This window comes from Kitasatospora sp. NPDC094015 (genome assembly GCF_040304075.1).
Taxonomy (GTDB): Bacteria; Actinomycetota; Actinomycetes; order Streptomycetales; family Streptomycetaceae; genus Kitasatospora.
In genome coordinates, this window is sequence record NZ_JBEOUL010000016.1 from 107553 (window position 1) to 133251 (window position 25699).

Sequence of the window (25699 nt, forward strand, 5' to 3'; positions counted from 1 at the left end):
ACCAAGCTAGCCCCCGGCCCGAGCCGCCTAGCGATCGGCTGCCCGGATCGCGGCGGACAGGTCCTCGGCGGTGGTCAGCGGGCGGGGCATGCCGTTGAGCAGGGCCGCGGAGATGGTCACCTGGTCCGACCACTCGATGACCAGCCGTTCCCTGCCGCGCACGTAGCAGTTCCGGCCCCAGACCGTCCGGCGCCCGGCGATCTCCGGGAAGTCCGCGATGCCCGGCGACAGGACGCGCGACCATCCCGCTCTCGCTATCTCCTGATCCCAGAATCCCGGACCGGCAATCATGGGCACCTCCTTCACGGTGCACGATACCCGCCACCGGCGATCCCCGGAGTCCGCCCGCCATCCCCTGGAATTCGTGCACGAATGGTGGCCGGGCGCCACCGGAAAATCCGGGCGCACCGGCCCCTGCACCCGGTGCGCCGCAACGGCCGGACGACTACGATGCCCCGGCGACCCGAGCCCGCAGCGACGACAGGAGGACGCCGATGACCCCCGCGTGCCCGCAGTGCGCCTCGACCCTGGCGGTCCTGGACGTCCTCCTGCGGCGCAACCGCTGGGGCGGCGCGGCTCCGCGGCCCCGGCCCGAGCGCTGGTGGGAGTGCCCGGCCTGCGCATGGGTCGGCGCGCAGCACCGGGACGGCGAACCGCTGCGGACGATGCGGCGCCTGTCAGGTCCCGACGAGAACTGCCCGTTCTGCGGCGAGGAGGAGTCGAGCGTCGTCGGCGAACCTTGGCGCCGACCGGACGGCGAGCTGCGGCGGTGGTTGGTCTGCCTGGCCTGCGGCACCGGCAACAGCCTCCGGGCCACCGGGGACTGACCCCGGCCGGCCCAGCCGCTCGACCCCGGCGCCCGGCCCGAGCCGGCTGGCCGGGTGGCCCGGCCCGGTGTTGGATCAGGCCATGGACCTGAGCAGCTCGCGACCCGAGCCGAACCCGTGGACCCTTCCGGCGCTCGCGCTCGGCGCGGCGCCGCTGGTCATCGGGGTGCTGTGGAGCTGGGTCTTCTGGGCGGCGGCGCTGCCCGCCGCACTGCTGGGCCTGGGGTTCTCGTTCGGTGGCCTGCGCAGCGCCCGCCGGATCGGCTCCGGGCAGTGGGCCGCCCGGCTCGCCGTGCTGCTGTGCTCGGTCGCCAGCCTGGCGGGCCTGGTCAGCATCACCGTCCTGGTGAACCGCTTCGGCCGCATGTAGCGGCGGTGCGGAAGCGGCCCGGCCCGCGGGCCGTTCGTGATCGCCGACGTTCGACGCGCCCGTGCCGGGCAGGGCGCACCGCCGTCGTGGCGGTGCACCCTGCGCCGGCGTCAGGGCCGCGTGGCTGCCTCCGAGGCGGTCAGGAGGAGGACGAGGGGGTGGTGGGTCGCGGCTTCGGCCCCTTGGGAGGGACCGCGCAGAGGTCGGGCAGGTTGTCCCAGACGGCCACCCCGCTCCCGTTGACGATGATCAGCCGCTGGACCCGCAGGTCATCCCCGCCCGCCCTGTTCTCGCACAGAGCGTTCCGGACCGCCGCCCATTTCCGGAGATTGAAGAGGTCGTACTCGAGATCACTCTTGAACTTCCCGAAGAGCTCGGCCAGTCCCGGCTCGACAGTGAGCTGGAGGATGCGCTTGAAGCCGGGCGGAGAATTGTCGGGAAGGTTGTCGGCGCCACTGACTCCGCCCTCCCCGGTGAGTTGCTTGGCGCCGAGCTCGACGGCGTCGGCGACGTTCTTGCTGCGCTTCGACTGCACGGTCTTCATCTGGATCGACGCAGCCCCGGCGGTGCCCCCACCGGCCGGCAGGGCGAACATGTCGGCCTTGTAGGTCGCGCCGCCGACCGAATAGGAGCCGTCGACGACGACGTTGTAGTCCGGGTTGTTCCGGATGAACTGCCACGCGTTCTCCAGTTCCCGGACACCCCCCGGATTGTTGGCGGAATAGGCTTTCTGCATCAGGCCGGGCAGGTCCTTGACGTTCTGCATGCGTCCGGAGGACACCAGGTCGGCGGCCAGGGGAATGTGCCCGTGATCGTCGGCCTTCGTCAGCAGGTCCTTGGCGGCATCGTTCGCCGTCGTGTCGTTCTCCGCCGTTCCCCGCGTGAAGGCGTCCAGCAGCATCGCGACCATCGGGCGGAGCGGAGGGGTGACGATCTCTCGCGGGTCGAGTCCGCGTGCCCGCAGGCGGTCCGCGACCGCCGGGTCGGGCCCGTAGGAGGCAGGGGAGTACACCCACGCGTCGTAGGTGACCGTCACCGTCGAATTCGTGCCCCTGGCTGCGTTCGGGTTGCTGCCACCGACCTGCTTGGACTCCTTCGCGGCGAGCGTGCCCAGCGGGTAGACCTGCGCGGGCCCGCCCTGGAAGCTCACGTGGAGCACCGCCTCCGCGGGCTGGTCCCCCTGGTTCGTGACCGTGACGGTGTACGGACAAGGGTCCGCCTCGCACAGATCGGGCCCGCCGATGTCCACCGTGAACCCGGGCCCGTCCGACGCCGCCGCCTCCTCGACGGACGCCGGGGGAACGCTCGCGGCGGCCGCGCCGGCGGCATCCGAGCCGACCGTCGCCGCCCGACCGGCCGTGGCCGGCTTCGGCCCCAGGAACAGGTACGGCTGGTACGGGTCCCCGTCGTCGTCCCCGTAGCCGGCCCGGGTCACCCCCGGTCCGGCGGCAGCGGAACGCGAGCCGACCGGCGGATGCCAGGCCGCCGTCCTGACGGGGCCGGCGTCCACCGGATCGATCCCGAGGGCCACGACCTCGTACGGCGCGGCCGCCGTCACCACCACCGTCCCCGTCCGCCCGGTGAAGGAGTTAACCCGGTGCCCGCCCTGCAGACCGGCATCCTCCACGACCACCGCCGGATCGGAGACGATCTGCCGCACCACCGTGGCGAGCGCCTTCGGAGTCAGGGAACCCGCGTCGACACCGAAACTGTCGAGCATGTAGTACCCGGAGCGCTTCTCCGGCGCCACCCAGTGCCCACTGCTCGTCAGGTCGTGCCCGTGCAAAGGCTCCTGCTGCGCCCAGAACTCGGCATCGCCCTTCAGGTACATCCGGTCGCCCGACCACGCCAGGTCGGCCTTCCCGCTCGCCGGGCCCTGGAGGGTACCCGTCGCCTGGCCCCCGGCCGTGACGGTGAGCTGCGCCCGGGTCGCGGCCGCGCCCTGCTCCGGCACGTAGACCGCGGACAGCTCCACGGCGGGCAGCACCTCCATGGCCTGCGCGGCGGCCTGTGCGTGGGCCTGGGCCTGCGCCCGGGTCTCGACGGCCGGGCCGCTGCCGCCGTCGGGCCACAGCACCAGGCCCAGGACCACCATCAGCGCGAGGGCGGGAGCCGACACCGACAGCAGCACCTTCCGGCGGCGCCGCCGGCCGGGGTCCGGCGGTCCCCCGGCGCCCGGCAACGGCGGGGCGGGAGCACCGGACGGCGCGGCGCCGCCCGGTGGGCCGGGGTCCGGCTCCCCGCCGGGCGGGAGCTGCGCCCGCCCGGGCCGTTCCTGCGGTGGTCCGTCTCCACGGCTGCCACCGTCCTGTCCGGAGGCTGTCTGCTGCTCGTCCATGACCATCCCTTCGAGGGCGCTCGTGCGGGGGCGCGGGCCGCGACGCCTCGATCAGCGCGACGCGGCCGGCCGGAGGCACCACGGTGCGCACCGCGGCGGACGAAGAGCCAGGCCGGGCGACCGGCCGTTCGTGGCCGCCGCCCGTGACCTGGCCCGTTGCCCGAGCGCTGCCGCGCCGGCCGTCGGCGCCCGCCTCGGCGGTGTCGGCGCCGAACCGGGCGTCAACCGGTCGGCGCTGCCCCGCTCCTCCTCGCCCCCGGCCTCGGCCGGGTCGACCTCCCCGAGCCCGCGGACCGCACGGCGCCCGAGGCCCAGGTGCGGATCTTCGCCGCCGCGCCGGTGGCGTTCCGAGCGCTGAGCACTCCCCTGGTCCGCCGGTCCGCCCCGGCGGGCGCCACCGGCAGCGGGCCGGCGCATCCCTGCTCCCCGCGCCGGCGCGAGCGCCGGTGAGCAGCTCCGGTCAGGACAGGGCCTGGCGCAGCCGGTGCACACCGTCCTCCAGCTGCGCGGTGCCCGGGGTGCCGACGTAGCTGAGCCGCAGGTACGGGGCGGGTGCCTCGGCGGTGAAGTACGGGCCGCCGGCCGTGACGGCCACACCGCGGCGCAGCGCCGACGCGGCGGCCTCCCGCTCGTCGGAGCCGTCGGGCAGCCGTAGCCACAGGTGGTAGCCGCCGTACGGCGGCCGTTGCGGCAGGAGCGCGGGCAGTTCGGCGGCGAGCGCGGTGAGCACGGCCGTCCGGCGGTCCCGCAGCGCGCCGGCTAGGGTCCGCAGGTGCTTGGCCCAGGCGGGCGAGCCGACCAGTTCGAGGGTGGTCTCCTGCAACGGGCGGGGGACGAAGAAGCTGTCGACCACCTGGATGGCGCGCAGCCGTTCCAGCACCGGGCCGCGGGCGGACAGGCCCGCGATCCGCAGGCTCGGCGAGGCCGCCTTGGTCAGCGAGCGCACGTGGACCACGACGCCGTCGGGGTCGTCGGCGGCCAGCGGCAGGGGCAGCGCCGGGGAGTCGGCGTGCACCAGGCGGCGGGCGAAGTCGTCCTCCACCACGAACGCGCCGGCCGCCCGGGCGATCCGGAGCACCTCGGCGCGGCGCTGCGGGGCGAGGACGGCGCCGGTGGGGTTGTGGAACAGCGGCTGGCAGACGAACAGCCGGGCCCGGGTCGCCTCGAAGGCCTGCGCGAGCAGGTCGGTGCGCACGCCGTCGGCGTCGACCGGCACCGGGACGGGGCGCAGGCCGGCGGCGCGGGCGGCGGCGAGCAGCCCGGGGTAGGTGGGTGATTCGACCAGCACCGGGGCGCCGGGTGCGGCCAGTGCGCGCAGTGCGGTGGTGAGGGCGCTCTGCCCGCCGGCGGCGACCAGGACGTCCGAGGCGGCGAGCGTGCCGCCGGGCCCGCCGATGTCGCGGGCGAACCACTCCCGCAGCTCGGGCAGGCCTTCGACCGGGGGCCGGGACCACGTGCCGGGCCGGCGGCCGGCCCTGGCCAGCGCGGCGCCGAGGGCCCGCTCGGGCTGGAGTTCGGTGTGCAGGTAGCCGCCGTTGAGGTCGATCACCTCCGGCGGCGGGGAGGTCAGGGTGGCCAGCACGCCGGCCGCGCCCGCACCCCGGGTGGCCGGGTCGACGCCGCCGAGCGGCGGGTGGGCGGCGAGCGCGATCTCCTGCCAGGAGACGTCCCCCGCGGTGCCGGTGCGGCGCTGCTGCGTCGCCTTGAACACCCCGGCACCAGGCCGGGAGGTGACGAGCCCTTCGGCGGCCAGGGTGGCGATCGCCCGGGAGAGCGTCACCGGACTCACCTGGTGGCGCGCCACCAGTACCCGGCTGGCGGGGAGCTTGGCACCTTCCGGGTAGCGGATCAGCTCATCGCGCAAGGTGGCGGCCAGTTGGGCGACACTGCTACCGTCGTTCATGACGATACATGATAGCAGTACTCGCATGTCGGCCGGTTCGATCGATAGCGGTACTGCGCTGGCCGCCCTGGCGGTGGTGTCCTTCTCCTTCAGCTTCCCGGCCACCGCGTGGGCCCTGCACGGCTTCGGCCCGTGGACCACGACCGGCGTCCGCGGCCTGCTCGCCGGGCTGCTCGCCGCGGCCTGCCTGACCCGGGCCCGGGTGCCGGTGCCGGAGCGCCGGCACTGGCCGGCCCTGCTCACGGTGGCCGGCGGCTGCGTCCTCGGGTTCCCGCTGCTCACCACGCTCGCGCTGCGCACCTCGGGCAGCGCGCACTCCGCGGTGGTCATCGGCGTGCTGCCGCTCGCCACCGCGATCGTCTCGGCCGCGCTCACCGGCCGCCGCCAGTCGCGCACCTTCTGGACGGCGGCGGCGTTCGGCGCGCTCGCGGTGGTCGCCTTCACCCTGGTCCAGAGCCGGGGGCTGCCGACGCTCGGCGACGCCTTCCTGTTCGGCGCGCTGCTGGTGTGCGCCGCCGGGTACGCGCAGGGCGGCCGGCTCGCCTCGTTCCTGCCCGGCTGGCAGGTGATCGCCTGGGGCGTGGTCGCGGCGCTCCCGGTGTCCGTGCTGGTCGCCGCGGTCGCCCTGGTCCGGGAGCCGGTGCACCCGACCGCGAAGGCGGTCACCGGGCTGGCGTACCTGGCGGCGGTGTCGCAGTTCGGCGGGTTCGTGCTCTGGTACCGCGGGATGGCCGAGATCGGGGTGCCGCGGGCCAGCCAGCTCCAGCTCGCCCAGCCCCTGCTGACGCTGGTGTGGTCGGCCGTGCTGCTCGGCGAACACCTCTCGCCGCTGGCCCCCGTCACCGCGCTCGCCGTGCTGGCCTGCATCGCCGCGACCCAGCGCGCCCCGCGGCCGAGGCCCGGGGCCGCCTCGACGGACGGTTCCTGAGGGAGGGTCACCGGCGCGGGCATACCGCACGCCGGCGCCCTGTTGTCGCCCCCGGGAGCCGGACGCCGGCCGCACCCGACCTGACGCGCCGCAGGCGGCCGCCTTGCCCGGACTCCCCCGGGGCGCCTGGTTGCATGGTGCCGACCCCCGGTCCAGCCGCCCCCGGGCTCGCGGGGGGGGCACCCACCGTCCCCGACACCAGGAGCACCACCCGTGAAGATCGCAATCATCGGCGCCGGCAACATCGGCGGCACGCTGACCCGCCGGCTGTCCGCCCTCGGCCACGAGGTGTCCGTCGCCAACTCCCGCGGCCCGCACACCCTCACCGACCTCGCCGCGGAGAGCGGCGCCGCCGCGAAGCCCGTGGCGGAGGTGGCCCGGGGGGCGGAGCTGGCGGTGGTGACGATTCCCCAGGCCAAGGTGCCCGGACTGCCCGACGGCCTGTTCGACGGCGCCGCCGAGGGGCTCGTCGTCGTGGACACCGGCAACTACTACCCGCAGCAGCGCGACGGCGCGATCGAGGGGATCGAGAAGGGCAGCACCGAGAGCCGGTGGGTCGAGCACCAGCTCGGCCGGCCCGTCGTCAAGGCCTTCAACAACATCTACGCCCAGCACCTGGCCGACCTCGGGCGCCCGGCGGGCGCTCCGGACCGGATCGCCCTGCCGGTGGCGGGTGACGACGAGCGGGCGAAGGCCGTGGTGCTGGAGCTGGTCCGGGAACTCGGCTTCGACGCGGTCGACGCCGGCACCCTGGAGGAATCCTGGCGCCAGCAGCCCGGGACCCCCGTCTACACCACGGACCTGGACGCCGACGGCGTGCGCCGGGCGCTGGCGGCGGCCGACCCGGAGCGGTCGCCGGCCTGGCGGGCGACCCCGGACAGCCCCGGCACCTTCGAGCAACCGGCCTGAGCCGCCCGGTGCCGGGCCCTCCGGTGCCGGGCCCTCCGGTACCGGGCCCTCCGGTACCGGGCCCTCCGGTGCCGCCCTGAGCCGCCCTGAGCCGTCGGCCGGGCGCATCGGCCGACGGCCCCGGCGCACCGGCCCGCCGCCCGCGATCCGGGCGGTGGGCCGGTCCTCGCCGGGTCAGCCGGCCATCCCGGAACCGTCCAGGTTGATCGGCGGCAGGCCGAGGGCGCTACGGGCGGCGTTCTGCTTCGCCGGCGTCAGATAGCCGTCGGCGTCGAGCTCCTCGGTGTCCAGCACCGCGGGGTCCTGGGCGTTCCGGGCCACGTCGAGCAGCGGCAGCGCGGCCCGCAGCGCGCCGGTGAGTTCGGTGACCGCCGGGCCGAGCTTCGGGTCGGCGGCCAGCCGGTCGAGCGCGGGAAGCCGGGTGCGGATGGCGGCCGCCGAGGCGGCGGCCCAGGCCCGGTGGGTGGCCGGATCGTCCTCGGCCTCGGCCCGCGGGCGGTTGCGGACCGCCGTCGTGATCGCGTCGACGGCGTCGAGGAAGGTCCGCTGCTGCTCGTTCAGCCGGTCCGGATCCTGGCGGACCGACCCGGTCCGCATCCGCCCCGACTCGAACACGCAGGCCACCGGCCGAGCGGCCGTCCCCCAATTTTCGGCGCCGCCACCCAGGAAGGCGATCCGCACGCCCGCCGGCACGGCCGCGTCGTCGATGGCGTACCTGGACCGGGCCTCCAGGCACTTGGCCTGCTCCTGCGCCAGCACCGCCTCGTCACCGGGATAGTCCGCGTAGCCGGCCAGGCCCACCACCGCGAAGACCTCGCCGCGGTGCTGCGCCGTGCACGGGACCACCTTGAGCCGGTCGCCGGTGAGGCCGGAGAAGTCGGCGGACTCCACGCAGTCGCCCTCCTTGACGTGGTTCAACGCCACCTGCACCGGCGCTCCCACCCGGCCGTCGGCGCCCCGGTGCGGCGGCCGGTCCGGCCAGCCTGCGATCAGGATCACGGCGACCGTGGTGAGCAGGAAAGCGCCCCAGAGCGCGGACAGCACGATGCCGGCGACCGCCATCCCCCGCCCGGCCTGCGGACGCACCCGCAGCCGGCGCAGCGCGGCGATGCCGAAGGCCAGTCCCGCGACCCAGGCCAGGCAGGCGAAGCCGAACAGGCCGAGCACCAGGGACGCGATCGCGTAGCCGTCGCGGCCGGCGGCGGGCTGCGCGGGCAGGCCGTACGGCCCCGGCGGCAGCCCACCGTACGGCCCCGGCGCCAGCTCGCTCATCGGGCGCTGCGCGCCGGGGGCGGGCGGCGCGTAGGGGTTGCCCGGTGCGGCGGGGGTCGGCTCCGGCGCTTGCGGTGCGACCGGCTGCTCGGGTGGGACGGTCGGTCCAGGCATGCGCGGTCTCCCCCGGGCGGTGCGGCTGTTTGTGGTGGAACATCTGTTCGCCGCGTGAATATAGCGGGTCCGCGGGCCCGCCCGGCAACGGGGTTTCGGCCGGTCCGCCGGGCGCTGAGGTTTCGTCACCATGCGCCCCGAGCGGGCCTTTCGCCCGCTTCTACCGCTCTGACCTGCATGTTTCCCGCCAGTACCGCACGGTGTGCGAACGAGCGCAGATGGTTGCACGTTGAATTAGGTATGGCTAACCTAAGCGACCGCTCCCCGTCGTCCCCCGCGAATCGAGGAAGGCACCCACATGCCCTCACCGTCGATATCCCCTGCCCTGGCGCCCCTGGCCGCCGCCGCACCGTCCACCCCGCTCGGCCCGTTCATCGACAGCGCCATCGCCTGGACCACCTGGATCACCCTGATGGGTACGGTCGGCGTGGCCGCGCTCGCCCTGGTGTCCGCCGGCCCCGCCGCCGCCCGTACGGCGCCGGGCGCGCTGGCCCGGATCACCGCCCGGCTCGGCCTGGCCGCCGGCGTCCTCGCGCTGCTCGCCGTCCCGGCGGTCCTCACCGACCTCGCCCACGGCGCCTCGAAGAGTGGCGGCTACGACTACGCGGCCGCCTGGGACGTGCTCTACGACGGCAGCAACGCCGGTCGCCTGTCCGGTCTCGAGGTCACCCTCTCGCTGGTCGCCGCCGCGCTGCTTCTCCCGCTGGCGAACCGCGCCGTCGCCGCCGGCCGGGCCCGCACCTGGCTGCTGAGCACCGGTCTGGCCGCCGGCGTCGTCGCGCTCGGCACCACCAAGTTCCCCAACAAGGCGCCCGAGGACTGGGGCCGCACCAGCTTCGACACCCTGATCTGGATGCTGCACCTGCAGGGCGGCGCCGTCTGGCTCGGCGGTCTGGCGGGCCTGCTCCTGCTCGCCGCCCCCGGCGCCGTGCCCGCCGAGGAGCGGCGCGCCTTCTGGTCGGTGGCGATCCGCCGCTTCTCGGTCGCCGCCATGAGCTGCGTCGCGGCGATCAGCCTGTCCGGCCTGTTCCTGTACTGGGAGCACGTCGACGGTCCGACGCAGCTGGTGACCACCATGTACGGCCGGGTGCTCGGCGTGAAGATCCTGCTGTTCGGCGGGCTGATGCTGCTCGGCGTCTTCAACCAGTTCTGGCTGCACCCGCGGATCGAGGCGCTGCGCGACGAGGGCGACCAGCGCCCGCTGGTCACCGTCCTGCTGCGCAGGTTCCCGCTGGTGGTCGCGGTCGAGGTGGTGCTCGCCATGACGCTGCTGTTCGTGGCGCCGTTCCTGCACGGATCCGCACGCAACCAGGCCTTCCAGGCGAAGGCCGCGGAGCAGTCCGCCACCCCGATCCCGGCCAAGAAGCTGCCGAAGCTCGCGGCCAAGGAGGTCACCTCCACCACCTGGGTGCTCGGCACGACCGAGACCGTCGCCGTGATCGTCCTGATGGGCGCCGCCTACCGGTTCTCCGGCCGGCTGGCCCGCCGGCGTACGGGTGCCGCCCTGGTCGCCGTCCCCGCCACGGACTGACCCGGTTCGGGCGCCCCGGGCCGGTCGGCCACCGGGGCGCACCGGCTCACCGGCCCGGTTTCCCGCGCTCCGTTCACTACTCGAACACTCCTTCCAGTTGTGCATGTGCGGGGGAAAAACCGCGTGAGTCGGCGGAATTCGCCCCAACAGCCCCTACTGTCAGGCTCATGGCTGGCACTGACCTGATCGAGCGGGGTCCGCGCACCGCGGCCGGAGCGGCCCGCCCCCGCCCCGCCGCCGGGGCGCGGTGAGCGGCCCGGGCCCGGTGAGCGGCCCGGCCGCCGCCCGCCGCTGGGAGAGCGTCCAGCTTCCGCCGGATGACCGCGGCCGCCGGCTGTGGGCCGTGCTCGACCACCGCACCGGGCTGTGGGACGCCGCCGAGGACGGCCAGATCCACCTCTTCGCCATCCGGCACACCGCGGAGGCCCACTCCGCCCAGCTGCGCTACCTGAACGAGAGCACCGTCGCCGCCGGCTGATCGTCACCTCGCTATCGTGCATCGCATGGAATCGCATGCCGACCGTTACGAAGTGCGCCCCGGCGTACCGACCGTCGAGGTCTTCCGCCGCCTGCGCACGGACGCGGGCCTCTCGGACAAGTCCCCCGAGGCGGTGGCCCTGGCCCTGCCCAACACCTGGTTCGGCGTGGTCCTGCACCACGACGGCGAGCCGATCGGCATGGGCCGGATCATCGGCGACGGCGGCACCGCCTTCCAGGTGGTCGACATCTGCGTGCACCCCGCGCACCAGGGGGCGGGTCTCGGCCGGCGCATCATGGCCGCGCTGACCGAGGAGTTGGAGCGCCGGGCCCCCGCGACGGCGTACGTGTCCCTGATCGCCGACGGCCCCGCCCGCCACCTGTACGCCAAGTTCGGCTTCGCGGACACCGCCGGGCACGGGTCCGTCGGCATGTACCGCACGATCGGCCGGCGCTGACGGCCCGGTGCGCCGGGGCGAGGCGTCGCTGCGCGGTCGCCTCCCCCGTCACCGCCGCTCGTCCTGGCCCGAGCCGGCCATCCAGGCGGCCGCGATCACCATGCCGAGCAGCAGCAGGACGGCGCCGAGCACGATCGACGTCCAGCCGCCGCTGGTCAGGCCGGACAGCTGCTCCTGGTAGGTGCTGTCGTGCGGCTCGGGCATCCCGTCGGTGAGGGTGCCGGTGGGCCGGGCCCGGCAGATGTCACCGGGCTCCATCGGCCGGCCGAAGCAGGTCGGCACCCTGGTCTGCAGCTTGTCCATGCCCGAGACGATCAGGCCGACGCCCGCGACCAGCAGGACCAGTACGAACACCGCCGCCATGACGCCCCGTCCCCCACTCCGTGCAGTGGCCCTCCCCGGGCCGGCGCACCCCCGTACGCTCCGGTGCGGTACGTACCCTCCCCGCCGGGGCCGAATCCGACCGTCGCACGTGTCCTCGGGCACACGGCCGGCCGGCCCCGGTCACCGCCTCCGGGAGGTCAGCCGCTCAGCGTCGAACCGGTGATCGGAGCGGACAGCGGGATGGCCTGTCCGGCGAGACCGGTCCTGACGAACTGCCAGGTGAGGCCGTTGATCACACCCTGGCCGAGCGGGGCGAACCGGGCGAAGGCGGGCTGACTCAGATCGATGTGGGTGGAGTCGCAGGACGGGCACTTGTCCTTGACGGGCACGGTGAGCGTCTTGCCCTGGTACGTCACCTTGACCGAGATCCCGCGGCAGAGCGGGTCGTTGTTGGGGTTGGCGGTGGTCCACCAGGTGTGCGACACGGCCACCAGCAACTGGGTCGAGGCATTGATCCGGGTCCCGCAGGCGCCGTAGCCCGCGTCGGTGTAGTACGTCGCCTTGCCGTTCATCGGCTTGTTCACGGGTATCGCGGCACTGGCCGTCCCCGCGCCCAGCGCGATCAGCGCGGCGGCGGCGAGCGGGACGCCCGCCGTGATCCTGAGGTTCCGGGTGACTCGCACGTGTTCCCTCCGGTCGACTCCGAGAGCGGACCGGCACGGTCGCACCGGCCCGCCAGACTCAGGGCATGCGGACAACCAGCCATCCCTGCAAGGGAGTTCACCGATGTCGCGCCCACCCCACCGGGGAACCTACGCCGGGGCCGGGTGAGAGGTCCAGACAACTGACATGTTGTCATGAACACAAGGCAGGATCCTTTACCTCCCCGACCGGACGGAGGAGGATGCCTTGGACCGCCAACGCGGCCTGTGCCGGATGCGGCAGGCTGGGCAACAGCTTCTCCCTGCAACCGGGTTCCACCGACCGGGCCTTGCGGCGCTACCGCGAGTTCCTGCACCCTCCGGGCAGACGGCAGCGGAGCCCCTGGTCAGCTCACCCCGAGGCGGGATGATCACGGTCGGACACCCAGGAGTCAGCGGCCGGTCGACGCGAGGATCACGATGCGCGACCAACCGCCGTACGGGGCAGCCTTCAGTCCCGGACGACGCTGACCCCGCCCAGCAGTCCCCAGGCGTTGACGTGGACGGTGGGGCCGCCGGGCTCGGTCGGGCCTTCGTCGCGGACGCCGCCGAGCCGCAGGCCGGAGACCACCACCCGGACGTCCGGGCGGACCCGCAGGTTCACGCCCCCGATCAGGCTCAGCTTGGTGATCTTCAGCTCGGCCCCGTCCGGGATCTCCACCTCCGTCAGGTCGACGGCCGCGCCGCCGATGAGCGAGGCGGTCAGCGTGCGGCTGTGCACCTCCTCGCCCTCCAGCCGGGTGCCCCCGATCAGGCTGATGTGGAGGTCGGTGCGCTCGTCCTGCTTCAGCTGCTTCGTCATGGCTCCACCCTAGGGACGAGCCGGGGCCGGCCGGCAGTGCCGGGCGGCACCCGGGCGGTATGACATCCGTCAGATCGCCAACGGCCGGGGCGGGTCGAGCTCCGGAGCTACGCCCGAGCCGGCCGGCCCATCCGCCCGGCGATGACCTTCAGGGGGATCAGCGCGAACCAGGGCCACTTCGAGGCGGAACCGAAGATCCAGGCGATGGCGATGGTGATGCCCAGGATCAGGATGGTGCCGCCCAGCCCCAGCACCATCGCGCGCATGCTGCGATGCGGGATCTCCCGGCGGAGCAGCTCCGGATGCCGGCCCAGGTAGAGCACCAGCCCCAGCTGAACCACGTCCACGGCGGCCACGGTGCCGGAGTAGATCGCCACCGACTGCCACTCGTCCCCGTACTCGGCCAGCAGGTCGGTCGGGAACGGGATCAGCGCCACCAGGCCGAGCCCCAGCACTGCCAGTCTGATGATCGGCTGGTCGGGGCGGCGGACGTACCGGAAGATCGCGTGGTGCGCCCGCCAGAACTCGGTGATCACGATGAAGCTCAGCGCGTACGCCGCCAGTGACGGGATCAGGTCGCGCAGAGCATGCCGGTACTCGTCGGGCTCCAGCCCGGCCGGGACGGCGAGGTCGAGCACGAGCAGGGTGGCGGCGATGGCGAACACGCCGTCGGACAGTGCCATCAGACGATCGAGCGCGAGGCCGGCCGACTCCTCGGTTTCCTCTGATCCGGTCATTCGCCCGATCGTAGGGACCGCCGGCCGGACGGGGGCCGATCACGCCGCCGACCCGCCCCCGATCCCCCGTTCGGGTCCGCCCCGACTCCTCCCCGCCCCTCGCCGTTTCCGCCGCGGCGCTCAGCGGAATGCTGCGGCGTTGCGCCCGGCCCAGCTCGCGAAGCTCTCCGGCGCCCGGCCGAGCACCCGCTCCACGTCGGGGCTCACCCGCTGCTCCTCGGCGGTCGGCTCGCCCAGCACCGCGAGGGTGCCGTGCACCACCGGGAGCGGCATGAACCGCGCCATCAGCTCCTCGGCCTGCGCCCGGGTCTGCTCGGTGAAGCGGACCGGCTCGCCCACGGCCTCCGCGATCGCCGCCGCCCGCTCGCGCGGGGTGGTGGCCGCAGGGCCGGTCAGGACGTAGGTGGCGCCCGCGTGCCCGTCCCCGCGCAGTGCCGCCGCGGCCACCTCGGCCACGTCCTGCGGATCCACGAACGGCAGGCCGACCTCGCCGAACGGCGCCGCGGCCTCCCGTCGCGCCCGGACGGACTCGGCCCAGGCGAACGCATTGGTGGCCATGCCGCCGGACCGGAGCACCGTCCAGGTCAGGCCGGAGTCCTGGACCGCCGCCTCGAAGCGGGCGGGGTGCCGGTACGCCTCCGGCCGGGTGCCCGCCCCCTGCGAAGAGAGCAGCACCACCCGTCCGATACCGGCCCGCTTCGCCTGCTCGAGGATGCCGTCCGGATCCTCGCCCGCGACCAGCAGGAACAGGGCGTCGGCTCCGGCGAACGCGACGCCGAGCCCGGCCGGCTCGGCCAGGTCGGCCGCCACCGCGCGCACCCCCTCCGGCACGTCCGCCCCGGTGATCCGGCGGGCCACCGCCGTCACCGGCTCCCCGTCCGCCGCCAGCATCCGGACCAGCGCCCCGCCGACGTTCCCGGTCGCACCCGTCACCACGATCATGTCGATCTCCCCAGTTAGTGAGTCAGCTGACTGACTTGCGAGAGCGACGTTAGCACGGCCGCACCGGAGGTTGTCTATAGTCAGTCGGGTGACTGACTCAACGGAATCCCGCCGCCCCCGGGCGAGCGCCACGGCCAAGCGGCAGCGGCTGGCGGCCGCCACCGCCCGGGTGCTGCACGAGCAGGGCGTGGAACGCACCACCATCGCCGACATCGCCCGCGCCGCCGACGTACCGGCCGGCAACGTGTACTACTACTTCAAGACCAAGGACGAGCTGGTCGAGGCCGCCCTCGAGGAGCACACCGCGCACCTGAACGCCCTCACCGACCGCCTCGACCGGCTCCCCGACCCGCGCGAACGCCTCAAGGGCCTGATCACCGAGTGGGTCGCGCAGCGGGAGTCCACCGCGCGGTACGGCTGCCCGACCGGCACCCTGGCCACGGAGATCGACAAGCGCGAGGGAGGCCTCGACGCCGCCGCCGGGCGGGTCATCCGACAGCTGCTCGACTGGGTCGAGCAGCAGTACCGCCTGCTCGACGCCCCCGACCCGGCCGGCCGCGCGCTCGCCCTGGTCGGCGCCTACCAAGGCATGTCGCTGCTCTCCAACGCCCTGCGCGACCCGGAGATCATGACTCGCGAGGGCGCCCGGCTGCTCCGCGAGCTCGACGCACCGTCCTGATCCCTCCTGCGGCGGGGGTTCCCGTACGGCCCGAGGGTCAGTTCCGCCCCGCCATCACCCCGCCGTCGACGTCCCAGACCGCGCCGGTCACCCAGCCGGCGCGGTCCGACAGCAGGAACGCGACGGTGGCCGCCACGTCGTCCGGCGTGCCGGTGCGGCCGAGCGGGTGGAAGGCGTTGAAGCCGTCCAGGGCGGACTCCACCTCCGCCTCGGGGATGAACTCCCGGTAGATCGGGGTGCGGACGACGGCGGGCGCCACCGCGTTGACGCGGATGCCCTGCGGGGCGAGCTCCATCGCCAGGTGCTGGGTGAGCGAGTGGAGCCCGGCCTTGGCCATCGAGTACGCCGAGGAGGGCGTGGCGGCGACCGCCTGGTGGGCCCACATCGAACCGATGGTGACGATCGCTCCCCCGGCCCCGCGCGCGGTCATCGCGGTGACCACGGTCTGGGTGAGGAAGAAGAGGGCCCGGTTGAGCGCCTGGTAGCGGTCGTAGTCCGCGCCGGTGTGGTCGAGGAACGGCTTGGGGGCGAAGACACCGGCCGCGTTGACCAGGAGAGTGGCGTCCGCGTGGTCCTCGGCCAGCGTGCGGCGCAGGCCCTCGACCGCGGCCGGGTCGGCCAGATCGGCGGCCAGGCCGATCACCCTGCCGTGACCGGACAGTGCCGCTTCCGCCTCGGCGGCCGAGGCCCGGGTGCGCCCGGTGACGACGACGCTGCCGCCGGCGTCGAGGACGTGCCGGGCGACAGCGTGGCCGATCCCGCTGGTGCCGCCGATGACGACGGCCTTGCGGCCGGTGAAGTCGGGGGTGGTGCTGGACATGCGGAACTCCTGGTTCGGATGGTGAGTTGCCGGCGCGGTGGCCGCGGCCGTCGGCCCGGCCGCGTCGGTGCGCGACAGGGGCCTCGGCACGCGTGCGCTCGACGGGCGCCGGTCAACAGGGTGGGTCGCGGCCCCGGCGGGTCGAGCCGGGGCGGACCGGTGCGGCGGTCGCCGGCACCTGGCAGCCAATCTAGGCAGCCCGAACGGCGCCCGGTAGACGATCTTGCTGAATCCGGCTATAACGCGTGCGTATGGCTAGCGGACGGCGGCGCGGCTGCCGGCCGGGCCCTCGGCCACGCCGTCCGCCGAGCCGTCGGCCAGGCTGTCCGCGAGGCGCAGCAGGTCCGCGGCGAGCGGGGAGTCGGCACTCCACACGGCCTCGAAGGAGATCCGCACCTCGCGGCCGCCGTCCACCAGCAGCCGGTGCGGCACCCGGGGCGAGGTGAGCTTGGAGCGGGGCACCAGCGCCGAGCCCAGGCCGAGCCTGGTCCAGTCCTCCAGCACCCGGTAGCCGGCGGCCTCGCCCGGGTAGCTGTGCAGCGGCAGCTCGTGCGCCCGGAGGAGCTCGGTGGTGAAGGTGGTCAGGCCGCAGGTGTCCGGGACGAGGATGAGCCGCTCCTCGGCGGCCTCCTCGAGTTCGAGCGGCGCGTGCTGCCCGGTATCGGGGCCGAGCACGACGATCGGCTCCACCTCGATCACCCGGTGCTCGAAGCGCGGCATCGCGGCGACGGCCGGGATCAGGACGACGTCCAGCTCGCCGTCCAGCAGGCAGCGCCGCAGGTCCTGCATGTTCGCCTCGCGCAGCACCAGGTCGCGGGGCACCGGAAGGCCCTGGACCATGCTGAACGCCCGGGCGACCAGGTGCGGGCCGATCAGCGGGGAGACGCCCATGCGGATCTTCTGCCCGCCGGGTTCGTTCAGCCGCCTGGCCTCCACCCCGACAGCGTCCAGCGCGACCAGCGCCCGCTCGATCAGCGGCAGGATCCGGGCCCCGAAGGCCGTCCGGGTCACCCCGCGCGGCGACCGGTCGAAGAGCCTGCCGCCGAGCCGCGCCTCCAGCTTGGCGATGCCGTTGGACAGCGCCGGCTGGGTGACCCCGTAGGCGCGGGCCGCGGCACTGAACGATTTCGTCTCCGCCACGGCCTGCGCGTACCGGAGCCCTTCGAGGTTGAGCCGGTCCATCGTTCCCCTGCCTCGCCGTCACCGTCGCGCCCCGCCCTGGCCGGGCAGGAAGTCCCGGGAGCCCAGCATAACCAGCTGCTATGGCCTCGGGCGGGTGGCATGATCGTCGCGATGACCATTCCTTCCGCCCTCGCCACGTTCGCCGCCACCGCCGCCGTGGGCCCGGTGCGCTGCGGGGCGCAGCTGGGCGAGCCGGCCCGCTTGCTCGGTCCGCCGCACTCGATCGGCCGGGTCGGCAAGCGACGGCGCTGGCCGCATCTGTTCGCCTTCGGCGACCTCGAACTGTGCGTCTGCCGCTGCCGCCTGGTCACCTCGGTCTGCGTGCAGACCTGGCGGGACACGATCGACCTGCCCGGCGCCCCGGGCGCCCTGGCCGGGCGGCCGACCCTGACCGAGCTCACCGCCACCCTCGCCGCCGCCGGCGTGGCGCCGGCGCCACTCCCCCACCGCGACCCGCCGGGCCAGCTCACGCTTCAAGTCCCCTCCAGCGGGGTCACGTTGGTCTTCCGCACCCGGCCCGACGCGGACCCGGTCCTCGAATCGGCGGGCGCCTGGGCGCCCCCGCACCGCTGCGCACCCCTGGCGGGCGGCGCGATGGACGACGGATTCGGCGCCTGACCGCCGGTACGGGCCCCGGGGGTCGGGGGTCGGGGGTCGGGGGTCGGGGGTCTGGGCCCGGTTCAGGCCGCGGTGCCCCAGGCGGTGATCAGGCCGGGTGAGAGGTCGGCGACGGCGCCGGTGGCGAGGGCCTCCTGGGCCTCGGCGAGTTGCTCGGCGTCGAGCATGCCGGTGGCGAGCATCGCCTCCCGGGACCGGTCCCAGGTGTCGAGCCAGAAGGCGGCGATCGGGCTCTGCTCGCCCAGCGGGGGCACGTGCACCTCCGCGCCCACCGCGGAGAGCCCGATGTCGCGCATCAGCCGCGGGTAGCCGGGCGTCCAGGACACGTCCGTGCCGATCGAGCTCCGCAGGGCCTGCCACATGGCCCGCATGGCCAGCCGGTACGGCGTGTCGGGCGGCCCCGCGGTGGTGAGGTCGATCGCGTCGCCGAGGACCAGGTGACCGCCCGGCCGCAGCAGGCCGCGCAGGCGGGCGGCGATCCGGCCGCGCTCGGGGAGGTGCATGAGCACGAACCGGGCGTGGACCAGGTCGAACCGGCCGGGGTCGAAGTCCGGCGCGGTGATGTCGGCGGCGAGGGTCAGCAGCGCGCCGCCCGCGTACGGCTCCAGGAAGCGCACGTCCCGGTCGACGGCGAGCACCTCGGCGACACCCGCCTCCTCGGCCAGCCAGCGGGCCACCGTCCCGGTGCCGGCGCCGACGTCGAGGCAGCGGGTGCCGGGGCCGACCCCGAGGGCGCGCAGCCGGGCCCGGGTGACATGGTCGTACGCGAGCGAGCCGAGGTCGATCCGCTCGCCCTCGCCGGGCTTCCAGGGCTCGAACAGTGACTCCCCGTAGCCACCGCCGGCTGCGCTGCCGCCCGTGCCACCGGCCGCGAGCGGCCCGGTCGGTGTCGGATCACCGGACATGCCGTCCTCCTGTCCGTCCGCCGCGACCGCACCCGGGCGATCCACGGGGTCGGTCGGGCCTCTGAACGAGCCTAGCCGCGATCGTCCGGCCTGTCGGGCGGAGCGGCCTCCGCCCGCACCGCGTCGCGACGGTGGGTGACGGCCACCATCGGGTACGGCATCCCTTAATCCTCCGATCTGCAACCGACTTGACGCATCATCAGCAACGCTTCGAGGGCGTGCCATCCATCTCAGCTGGGTATGGTCCGGGCGGTCGGGGGAACGGCCGTGGGGTGCCCGGGACGGGCGCCCGCCGAGTCAGGGGGACGGGTGGAGATGTCGGGCGTGGCATGGCCGGATCGGGAGCGCCCCGGGGTGTTCTGCCACGGCACGGTCGAGGGCCGCGCCTTCGCGCTCCGCCTGCCGGAGTCCGTACCGCCGCCCGCCCGGGCCCCGGGCGCGCACTTCGCCGGACGGTCCACCGAACTCGCCGCACTGGTCGCCGAACTCACCGAGCCCACCGACGGCACCGGCGCCCCCACCGTCGTCACCGGGCCGCCGGGTGTCGGCAAGAGCGAGCTGGCCCGCCGGGCCGCCGCCGAGCTGCACGCCGGCGGCCGCTACCCGGGCGGGGTGCTCGCCCCCGTACTGGACGGCAGCGACCCGGAGCGCCGGGTGCCGCCGGGCCGGGCGCTGGACGCGGCGCTGCGCACCCTGGGCCTGCCGCCGGCCCTGATCCCCGTGGAGGTCGAGGCGCGGGCGGCGCTGTTCCGTGCCGTGCTCGCCGCCTACGCCGCCCAGGGCCGGCGCCTGCTGGTGCTGCTGGACGACGCCGACGACGAGCACCTCGCGCTGCTGCTCCCGACCCCGGGCACCGCCGGCGTGCTGGTCACCGCCCGGCCGGCGCCCGCCGGCCCGGCCGATGTCCTGCCGCTCGCGCCGCTCCCCGCGGCGACCGGCGCGCAGCTGCTGCGGGAGACCCTGCCCGGTGCGGCCCGCGGTGCGCTGGACGACCTGGCCGCCCGGCGGCTGGCCGAGGCCTGCGGCGGCCTGCCGTCGGCCCTGCTGCTCGCCGCCCGCACGCTGGAGCGCACCGGGACGACACCGGGCGAGCTCACCGAGCTGATCGGCGGGCACGCGGCGGCGACCACCGACGAGGACGCGGGCGCCCGGGTCCGACCGGCCGTGCACGCGGCCGCCCTGCGGGGCCTGACCACCGACCGGGCCCGCCTGCTGCGGCTGCTCGCCCGGGCGCCCGGACCGGGCCTGTCGACCGCCGCGGTCGCCCGCCTGATCGACGCGCCCGAGCCGGCCGCCGCTGCCGACCTGGCCGCCCTGCACGCGGCGGGCCTGATCGAACCCGGGGGACCGGCCGCGGGCTGGCACCCGGTCGACCGGGAGAGCACGGCGGCCTCGGCGGGCGAGCCGGACGACGACCACGAGGCGGCGCTGTCCCGGCTGCTCCGGCACCAGCTGGACGCGGCCCGCGCGGCCGCCGCCCGGCTGCGTCCCGGCTGGGCCCGCCCCGGCCGGGGCGGGCCCGAGGTCCCGGACCGCGCCGCGGCCCTCGCCTGGTACGCGGCCGAGCACCGCACGGTGATCGCGCTGCTGCACCGGGCCGTGGGGGCCGCCGACGCCGGGGCGGCCGTCGAGCTGATCCGCCTGTTGGAGCCGTTCCTCGACCACGGCCGGCACCAGGACGACCGGGCCGAGATCGCCGAGGTCGCCGAACGACTGGCCGGCGGGGAGACCGACCCCGCGACCACCCTGCGGGCCGCGGTGCAGCTGGGCCGGGCGCGCTGCGCGCAGGGCCGGTACGAGGAGGCGGTGACCGTCCTGCGGACGACCGCGGCAGCCGCCGGCAGCCGTGACCAGGAGCTTGCCGCCCTCGTCCTGGACGCCCTGGGAGCGACCTGGCTCGGTCTCGGCCGCCGCGAGGAGGCCGCCCGCGAGGGCCTGCGGGCGGCGGCCTTCGCCCGCAGGGCGGGCAACCGGGCGATCGAGTACGCGGCCCAGCTGACCACCGGCATCGCCTTCGCCGAGCAGGGCCGGGGGCGGGCCGCCGTGCGGGAGCTCGGCAAGGCGGTGCAGGTCGCGGAGGTGGACGGGGACCAGCAGCGGGCCGCCGTCGCCGAGGTGCGGCTGGGCCTGGTCGGCCTCGATCTGATGGACGGCGCGACGGCCGCCGCCGCCACCTTCGTCCTGGCCTTCGACGCCTTCCGCGAGGTCGGCGAGCACCGGCTCCAGGCCGAGGCGCTGGGTCTGGCCGGCCGGGCGCTGCTCCGTGCGGGCGGCGGCGAATCCGGCGTGGAGCAGCTGTGCGACGCGGCCCGGCAGCTGGCCGACCTCGGGGACGAGTACGCGGCGTACCGGCTCCTCGCCGAGGCGGGCGAGGCGCTGCGCACCATCGACCGGCCCGCGCAGGCGCTCGTGCTGCAGCAGGCGGTGGCCGCCTTCCAGGGACGGATCGACGATCCGGAGGGCCGGGCCCGGGCGCTGACCGACCTGGGCGCGACCCTGAGCGCTCTCGGGCGGTACCAGGAGGCCGTCGACACCCTGACGGAGGCCGTGACCGCCGCCCGGCCGGCGAGCCCGAGCGCCTCGGGGGCCGCGTTGGCCGGCCTCGGCCGGGCGCTGCACGGCGCCGGGCAGCACCGCGAGGCGCTGGAGCCGCTGCGCGAGGCGGTGACGCTGGCCCGGGCGGAGGGCGATCCGGCGGCGCTGGTGTGGGCGGCCACGCTGCTCGGCTCGGCGCTGACCGTGCTCGGCCGCAGGTCGGAGTCGGCCGCCGCGTTCCGGGAGTCCCGGGCCGCCGCCCGCCGTCTCGGCCGCCGGGGCCCGGCCCCGCGGACGGCCGTCTACCCCGCGCCGCCGGCACCCACCGCCCTCGGACCGGGCAAGGCCGTCGACCACGGGACGGCCTCCCGGGCGTACACCGAGTCGGCGGCCCTGCTGCTGGTCGCGGCGGCGGCCGCGCTGTGGATCGGCGGCCCGTGGAGCACCGCCGCGGTGGCCGTGGCCGCGGTGAGCGCCCTCACGGCGGCGGTCGCCGCCACCGCCTTCCGCCGGCCCAGCACCGCCGCCGTCGCCGGGTCGGTCCACCTGCTGCTCCAGGTCGGGTGGACAGTACTGGCCCTGCTGATCGCCGTCCTGGCCGTGGTCTCCCTGGTCAGGGGTGAACTCCCGCTCCCCGGCGCCGCACGGACCACCACGGCCTTCGCCTGCTACCTGCTGCTCGCCACCCGCATCCGCCGAGCGGGCCGCCAGGGCGCCGCAGCGCTCGCGCCGTAGCCCCCGTGGCCGAGCTCGCGCCGTAGCCCCCGTGGCTGCGCCCGCCCCGCGCTCGGGGCGGGCGCCGGTCGCTCACGGCTCGCTGCGCGCCCCGGGGAGGTGGCCGGGCACTGCGGGCCCCTCGGTCGGGGTCCCGTCCGGGGTCACGTAGCGCGGCGCAGGTGCGGTGCCCTCCGGCTGCGCCGGCGGCGTGCTGCTCTCCGTCTCGGGTGGCCACGAGGTCGGGGCGGGGCCGAACGCGCGCCGGGCGGCCCGCACCGTCAGCGCGGCGACGGTCGCGTTGGCGCCGCCGCCGATCACCGCGCCGATACCGAACGGAGCCACCCGACCGAGGACGATGATGCCCTGCTTGGTGCCGTACTTGGTGACGAAGTTCCGGCCCAGGATCCGGTTGATCTGGCGCAAGGTCGTGACCGGCACCTTGGAGACGACCTGGCGCCCCCAGTGCTGCCCGGTCCGCTCGGCGACCTTGGTGATGGTGGCGGAGCCGCTCCCGCCGAGCATCACTCCCATCACGATCGTCCGGCGCCGCTCGATCTCGTCGACGGGGACCCCGTGCACCGCGGCCACCGAGAGCGCGAACAGGGCGCTCAGCTCGAGCGAGGAGAGCGCCTCGCCCGCCGACAGCGCCAGGGCTACGCCGGTGCCGACGCCCGGCGCGGCCGCGGCGCCGCCGACCGCGGCGCCCGTCCCGGTCAGGGCGCTGACGTACATCCGCTCCAGCGTGCGGATCACCTGCTCGGGTGCCGCCTGCGGGTTGCGCTGGCGGGCGCGGGCGATGTTCCGGTGGACCAGCACGCTCTGGGCGGCGATCGCCTTGTCCAGCAGGTCCAGGACCCGCTGCCCGGGTGCGGCTGCCGGCTCGTCAGGTCCGCCGGGGTTGTCTTCGGTCACGCTGGGAACTCCTCAGGTCGTCATGTCCCAACTGATTGTTCCATTCGGCCAGTTGATCGGACGGCGTTCCTGATGAATCGTCAGCGGTCCCGGTCCACTGCGGCGGATGCGGTACGGGTCCAGGCGACCAGGTCGCGGGCGAGCGGGGCGGCGTGGCGGGCCCAGCGGAAGTGGTCGAGCGGGCCGCCGGCCGCGTCCGCCGCGGAGTAGCCGCGCCGGTGGACCGCGGCGTTGGGGACCATGGCACACAGGTGGTCGACGGCGCCCGGCGGTGCCAGCCGGTCGCCCTCGACGTCCACCGCGAGCACGGGCACCCGCAGCGCGCGCAGCGCGTCCTCGACCTCGGCGCCGGCCAGCCGGTAGCGGCCGGTCCTGGCCTGGTGGGCCCAGTCGATGATGACCCCGGCCGGCTGGCGCCCGCCGAAGCCGAGCCGGTGGCCGGGCCAGTGGCCGAGCGCGGCGGCGGTGAGCGCCATCAGGCGGCTCGCGACGAACAGGCCGGGCGCCCGGCGGCCGTACGCGCGGTGGTAGACGGATCCGGCCGCGACCAGCGCGATCGCGTCCGGCACCGGCGCCCCGCGCTCGGCCGCCTCGGCGGCCTGGACCAGGGCGAGTTGCCCGCCGAGGCTGTGCCCGCACACGGTCAGGGCGGCCTTCGGGAGGTGTGTGCGGACGGCGGCGACGGCGGCGCCGAGGTCGTCGGTGAGCTGGCGGTACCCGGTGGTGCGGGGCACCCGGCCGCGGGCGCCGCTCCCCCGGTGGTCCAGTACGAGCGCGGTGGCGCCGGCGGCGTGCAACTCCTGGGCGAAGCGCCGGTAGAAGCCGACCGGGGTGCCCATCGCGGGCGCGATCAGGACCACCGGGGCGGCCTCGTCCTGCTGGGCCAGCCCGTGCAGCGGGAAGACGGCACCGTCGGGCGCCTCCACCTCGGTGTGGCGGGGCAGTTCCGCGCGTGTCTGCGACATCCGACGGAGTATGGCACACGCGTACGACAGTGGGTCGGTCGGTGCCACCGCACCGGCGGAGGGCGGATCAGCGCAGGGTCAGCGACCGATCAGGCCGCCCCCGCACGATGGTGCCCAGGACGAGGGAGCGCGCACCGCTCCCCCGGACCGGGAGAGGTGCCCGGAGCGGCTGATCGGGTGCCAGGCCGGCAACGGCCGAGCAGGGTCCGTACGGGCCCGCGCAGGTTCGAATCCTGCCCTCTCCGCCACGACCTCCCCGAGGGCGCCGCCCGCTGCCCGTCCCCCCGGCTGCGGCGGTGCGCGCCATGCGGGGCCGGGGACGTCGCCGGAGCAGCTCCCCCGAATGCTCCCGGCGTGGTCCCCGGCCCCGGTGTGCCCGGGCGGCTAGTCTCGCGCCGCAGACCCCCCGTCAGCCGAGGCACCGACGCCGGTCCTTCGGCGCTCCCCAGGACCGGTGCGATGGGATCCGAGCGATGAGACACGGGCGCCGCCCCTCGCCCCGGCGGCGCACCGCACTGCGGCTGCTGCTGCCCGCCGTCCTGCTCCCGGCCGTGCTCGCCGGGGCCGGGGCACCGGCCGCCCGGGCCGTCGAACCTCCACCCGCTTCTCCGTCGGCCGCGGGCCACCCCTCGACGACGAGCCCCGCTGTGCCGCCGCCCGACACCACCGCCCCCGCGCCGGCCGGGCCCGAGGCGGACCGGGTGGGCGCCCTGTTCGTCGGCGGGTTCGGTCCGGGCCACCACTTCTGCACCGCCGGCGTGGTGCCCAGCCCGCTCGGCAACCTGCTGCTGACGGCCGCCCACTGCGTCCGCTCACCGGAGGGCGTCACCTTCGCGCCGGGCTACCGGGACGGCGTCGCCCCCTACGGCAGTTGGCCGGTCGTCCGGGTGTTCGCCACCGAGGGGTGGACCGGGCGCCGGGATCCCGACCAGGACTTCGCCTTCCTCCAGGTGGCCGAGGACGGAGCCGGCCGCCGGATCCAGTCCGTGGTGGGGGCGAACCCGATCGCGGTGCTCACCCCGTTCACCGGCAGCGTGCGGCTCTACGGCTACGGCAGCCGGGCCGACTACCCGCTGCTGTGCACCAACGTCACCACCCGCTTCGCCCTCCGCCAGCGGCGGATCCACTGCCCGGCCTACCCCGGCGGCACCAGTGGCGGCCCGTGGGTCGACACCGCCACCGGAGCCGTGGTCGGCGTGATCGGGGGCTACCAACTCGGCGGCGACACCCCGGACATCTCCTACAGCGCCTACTTCGACGCGGTCTTCGCCCGGCTCTACCTCGATGCCCGGTTCGCCGCCTCGGTCGCACCGGGGACGCTGCGCCCGCCGCTCGCGGGCCTGCCGACCGGGCCCCACCCGAACCCCAGGGCCACTGCCCCGTACGGTAGTTGGGCCGGCGGCGGGCGGTTGCGGTAGCGGCCCGGCGGCCGTGGCCGGTGCGAACGGCGGCCCCGCCCCCGGGCGTTCACAGGGCACGACGGTGCGCCGCGCGGCAAGGGCGGCACACCCCGCGGTAGCCATGCGTAGAGGTGTCATGTACGCTGCGTGTTGCTGGCGTCGAAACACACGCGGGCCCGGCCTTCGCCCCGTGGGGGGAGCGTAGACCGGGCCCAGTTGCCCAGCACAGGCCCGGTTGTCGCTCCGTGGGGGGAGTGCCGACCGGGCCTGACATCTATATACCCCACCAGCGGCCCCGTGTGCATGACAATTGTCTCCCGGCTGGCCGGTTCC

General features: G+C 75.5%; 25 protein-coding genes and 1 tRNA gene. 12 read left to right on the forward strand and 14 right to left on the reverse strand.

Annotation, left to right across the window (positions count from 1 at the left end):
- Positions 1 to 27: 27 nt before the first annotated feature.
- Positions 28 to 291 carry a hypothetical protein gene (locus ABT014_RS20445; RefSeq protein WP_350640404.1) on the reverse strand — a complete coding sequence of 88 codons (264 nt, stop codon included), beginning with the start codon at positions 289 to 291 and terminating at the stop codon, positions 28 to 30.
- 203 nt (positions 292 to 494) lie between these two features.
- Between ABT014_RS20445 and ABT014_RS20450 the strand changes: the two genes are divergently transcribed.
- Positions 495 to 827 carry a hypothetical protein gene (locus tag ABT014_RS20450; protein ID WP_350640405.1) on the forward strand — a complete coding sequence of 111 codons (333 nt, stop codon included), beginning with the start codon at positions 495 to 497 and terminating at the stop codon, positions 825 to 827.
- Between the two features lie 82 nt (positions 828 to 909).
- On the forward strand, positions 910 to 1197 hold the full coding sequence (locus ABT014_RS20455) for a hypothetical protein (RefSeq protein WP_350640406.1): 288 nt from the start codon (positions 910 to 912) through the stop codon (positions 1195 to 1197).
- Between the two features lie 139 nt (positions 1198 to 1336).
- Here ABT014_RS20455 and ABT014_RS20460 read toward each other — a convergent pair whose 3' ends face one another.
- Together ABT014_RS20460 and ABT014_RS20465 are read right to left on the reverse strand one after the other, a co-directional pair.
- The gene (locus ABT014_RS20460) at positions 1337 to 3316 is read right to left on the reverse strand and encodes a hypothetical protein (RefSeq protein ID WP_350640407.1); all 1980 of its coding nucleotides are present in this window, start codon (positions 3314 to 3316) and stop codon (positions 1337 to 1339) included.
- Positions 3317 to 3995: 679 nt separating this feature from the next.
- Positions 3996 to 5438 (reverse strand): aminotransferase-like domain-containing protein, encoded by a 1443-nt coding sequence (locus tag ABT014_RS20465; RefSeq protein ID WP_350640408.1) that lies wholly within the window; start codon positions 5436 to 5438, stop codon positions 3996 to 3998.
- A gap of 25 nt (positions 5439 to 5463) precedes the next feature.
- Between ABT014_RS20465 and ABT014_RS20470 the strand changes: the two genes are divergently transcribed.
- Entirely contained in the window at positions 5464 to 6366 is a 903-nt protein-coding gene (locus ABT014_RS20470; protein ID WP_350640409.1) for a DMT family transporter, read from the forward strand.
- Between the two features lie 213 nt (positions 6367 to 6579).
- On the forward strand, positions 6580 to 7275 hold the full coding sequence (locus tag ABT014_RS20475; RefSeq protein ID WP_350640410.1) for an NADPH-dependent F420 reductase: 696 nt from the start codon (positions 6580 to 6582) through the stop codon (positions 7273 to 7275).
- A 174-nt stretch (positions 7276 to 7449) separates the two neighbouring features.
- Here the strand turns inward: ABT014_RS20475 and ABT014_RS20480 are convergent, their stop codons facing one another.
- Positions 7450 to 8661, reverse strand: coding sequence for a DUF4190 domain-containing protein (locus ABT014_RS20480; RefSeq protein WP_350640411.1), 1212 nt, complete (start codon positions 8659 to 8661; stop codon positions 7450 to 7452).
- Positions 8662 to 8959: 298 nt separating this feature from the next.
- Between ABT014_RS20480 and ABT014_RS20485 the strand changes: the two genes are divergently transcribed.
- The 3 genes from ABT014_RS20485 (at position 8960) to ABT014_RS20495 (ending at position 11127) form a co-directional block, all read left to right on the forward strand.
- Positions 8960 to 10192, forward strand: a complete 1233-nt coding sequence (locus tag ABT014_RS20485) for a DUF4149 domain-containing protein (protein WP_350640412.1) — start codon at positions 8960 to 8962, stop codon at positions 10190 to 10192.
- A gap of 265 nt (positions 10193 to 10457) precedes the next feature.
- On the forward strand, positions 10458 to 10670 hold the full coding sequence (locus ABT014_RS20490) for a hypothetical protein (RefSeq protein WP_350640413.1): 213 nt from the start codon (positions 10458 to 10460) through the stop codon (positions 10668 to 10670).
- A gap of 25 nt (positions 10671 to 10695) precedes the next feature.
- Entirely contained in the window at positions 10696 to 11127 is a 432-nt protein-coding gene (locus tag ABT014_RS20495) for a GNAT family N-acetyltransferase (RefSeq protein ID WP_350640414.1), read from the forward strand.
- Positions 11128 to 11175: 48 nt separating this feature from the next.
- Here ABT014_RS20495 and ABT014_RS20500 read toward each other — a convergent pair whose 3' ends face one another.
- The 5 genes from ABT014_RS20500 to ABT014_RS20520 form a co-directional block, all read right to left on the reverse strand.
- Entirely contained in the window at positions 11176 to 11490 is a 315-nt protein-coding gene (locus tag ABT014_RS20500; RefSeq protein ID WP_350640415.1) for a hypothetical protein, read from the reverse strand.
- Between the two features lie 158 nt (positions 11491 to 11648).
- Complete coding sequence (locus ABT014_RS20505; RefSeq protein ID WP_350640416.1) at positions 11649 to 12134, reverse strand: cysteine/serine endopeptidase inhibitor; 486 nt, start codon at positions 12132 to 12134, stop codon at positions 11649 to 11651.
- 469 nt (positions 12135 to 12603) lie between these two features.
- Positions 12604 to 12954: a hypothetical protein gene (locus ABT014_RS20510; RefSeq protein WP_350640417.1), complete on the reverse strand. Its 351-nt coding sequence runs from the start codon at positions 12952 to 12954 to the stop codon at positions 12604 to 12606.
- Positions 12955 to 13061: 107 nt separating this feature from the next.
- Positions 13062 to 13691 carry a TMEM175 family protein gene (locus ABT014_RS20515; RefSeq protein ID WP_350640418.1) on the reverse strand — a complete coding sequence of 210 codons (630 nt, stop codon included), beginning with the start codon at positions 13689 to 13691 and terminating at the stop codon, positions 13062 to 13064.
- Between the two features lie 120 nt (positions 13692 to 13811).
- A complete protein-coding gene (locus ABT014_RS20520) occupies positions 13812 to 14633 on the reverse strand; it encodes an SDR family oxidoreductase (protein ID WP_350640419.1) in 822 nt (273 codons plus the stop codon).
- An 88-nt stretch (positions 14634 to 14721) separates the two neighbouring features.
- On the opposite strand from ABT014_RS20520, the gene ABT014_RS20525 reads away from it, so the two are divergent.
- On the forward strand, positions 14722 to 15312 hold the full coding sequence (locus ABT014_RS20525; protein ID WP_350640420.1) for a TetR/AcrR family transcriptional regulator: 591 nt from the start codon (positions 14722 to 14724) through the stop codon (positions 15310 to 15312).
- Between the two features lie 37 nt (positions 15313 to 15349).
- Here ABT014_RS20525 and ABT014_RS20530 read toward each other — a convergent pair whose 3' ends face one another.
- Together ABT014_RS20530 and ABT014_RS20535 are read right to left on the reverse strand one after the other, a co-directional pair.
- Complete coding sequence (locus ABT014_RS20530; protein ID WP_350640421.1) at positions 15350 to 16132, reverse strand: SDR family NAD(P)-dependent oxidoreductase; 783 nt, start codon at positions 16130 to 16132, stop codon at positions 15350 to 15352.
- 255 nt (positions 16133 to 16387) lie between these two features.
- The gene (locus tag ABT014_RS20535; protein ID WP_350640422.1) at positions 16388 to 17314 is read right to left on the reverse strand and encodes a LysR family transcriptional regulator; all 927 of its coding nucleotides are present in this window, start codon (positions 17312 to 17314) and stop codon (positions 16388 to 16390) included.
- A 111-nt stretch (positions 17315 to 17425) separates the two neighbouring features.
- Here ABT014_RS20535 and ABT014_RS20540 point away from each other — a divergent pair, with 111 nt between their 5' ends.
- The gene (locus ABT014_RS20540) at positions 17426 to 17932 is read left to right on the forward strand and encodes a hypothetical protein (protein WP_350640423.1); all 507 of its coding nucleotides are present in this window, start codon (positions 17426 to 17428) and stop codon (positions 17930 to 17932) included.
- Between the two features lie 62 nt (positions 17933 to 17994).
- Here ABT014_RS20540 and ABT014_RS20545 read toward each other — a convergent pair whose 3' ends face one another.
- Positions 17995 to 18837: a class I SAM-dependent methyltransferase gene (locus tag ABT014_RS20545; RefSeq protein ID WP_350640424.1), complete on the reverse strand. Its 843-nt coding sequence runs from the start codon at positions 18835 to 18837 to the stop codon at positions 17995 to 17997.
- A 324-nt stretch (positions 18838 to 19161) separates the two neighbouring features.
- On the opposite strand from ABT014_RS20545, the gene ABT014_RS20550 reads away from it, so the two are divergent.
- The gene (locus ABT014_RS20550) at positions 19162 to 22107 is read left to right on the forward strand and encodes an AAA family ATPase (protein ID WP_350640425.1); all 2946 of its coding nucleotides are present in this window, start codon (positions 19162 to 19164) and stop codon (positions 22105 to 22107) included.
- Between the two features lie 72 nt (positions 22108 to 22179).
- On the opposite strand, the gene ABT014_RS20555 is transcribed toward ABT014_RS20550, so the two are convergent.
- Positions 22180 to 23001 (reverse strand): hypothetical protein, encoded by an 822-nt coding sequence (locus ABT014_RS20555; protein ID WP_350640426.1) that lies wholly within the window; start codon positions 22999 to 23001, stop codon positions 22180 to 22182.
- 80 nt (positions 23002 to 23081) lie between these two features.
- The gene (locus ABT014_RS20560) at positions 23082 to 23966 is read right to left on the reverse strand and encodes an alpha/beta hydrolase family protein (protein ID WP_350640427.1); all 885 of its coding nucleotides are present in this window, start codon (positions 23964 to 23966) and stop codon (positions 23082 to 23084) included.
- 150 nt (positions 23967 to 24116) lie between these two features.
- On the opposite strand from ABT014_RS20560, the gene ABT014_RS20565 reads away from it, so the two are divergent.
- Together ABT014_RS20565 and ABT014_RS20570 are read left to right on the forward strand one after the other, a co-directional pair.
- Positions 24117 to 24214 (forward strand) — tRNA-Cys (locus ABT014_RS20565).
- Positions 24215 to 24439: 225 nt separating this feature from the next.
- On the forward strand, positions 24440 to 25384 hold the full coding sequence (locus ABT014_RS20570) for a trypsin-like serine peptidase (RefSeq protein ID WP_350640428.1): 945 nt from the start codon (positions 24440 to 24442) through the stop codon (positions 25382 to 25384).
- The last annotated feature ends 315 nt before the right edge of the window (positions 25385 to 25699 follow it).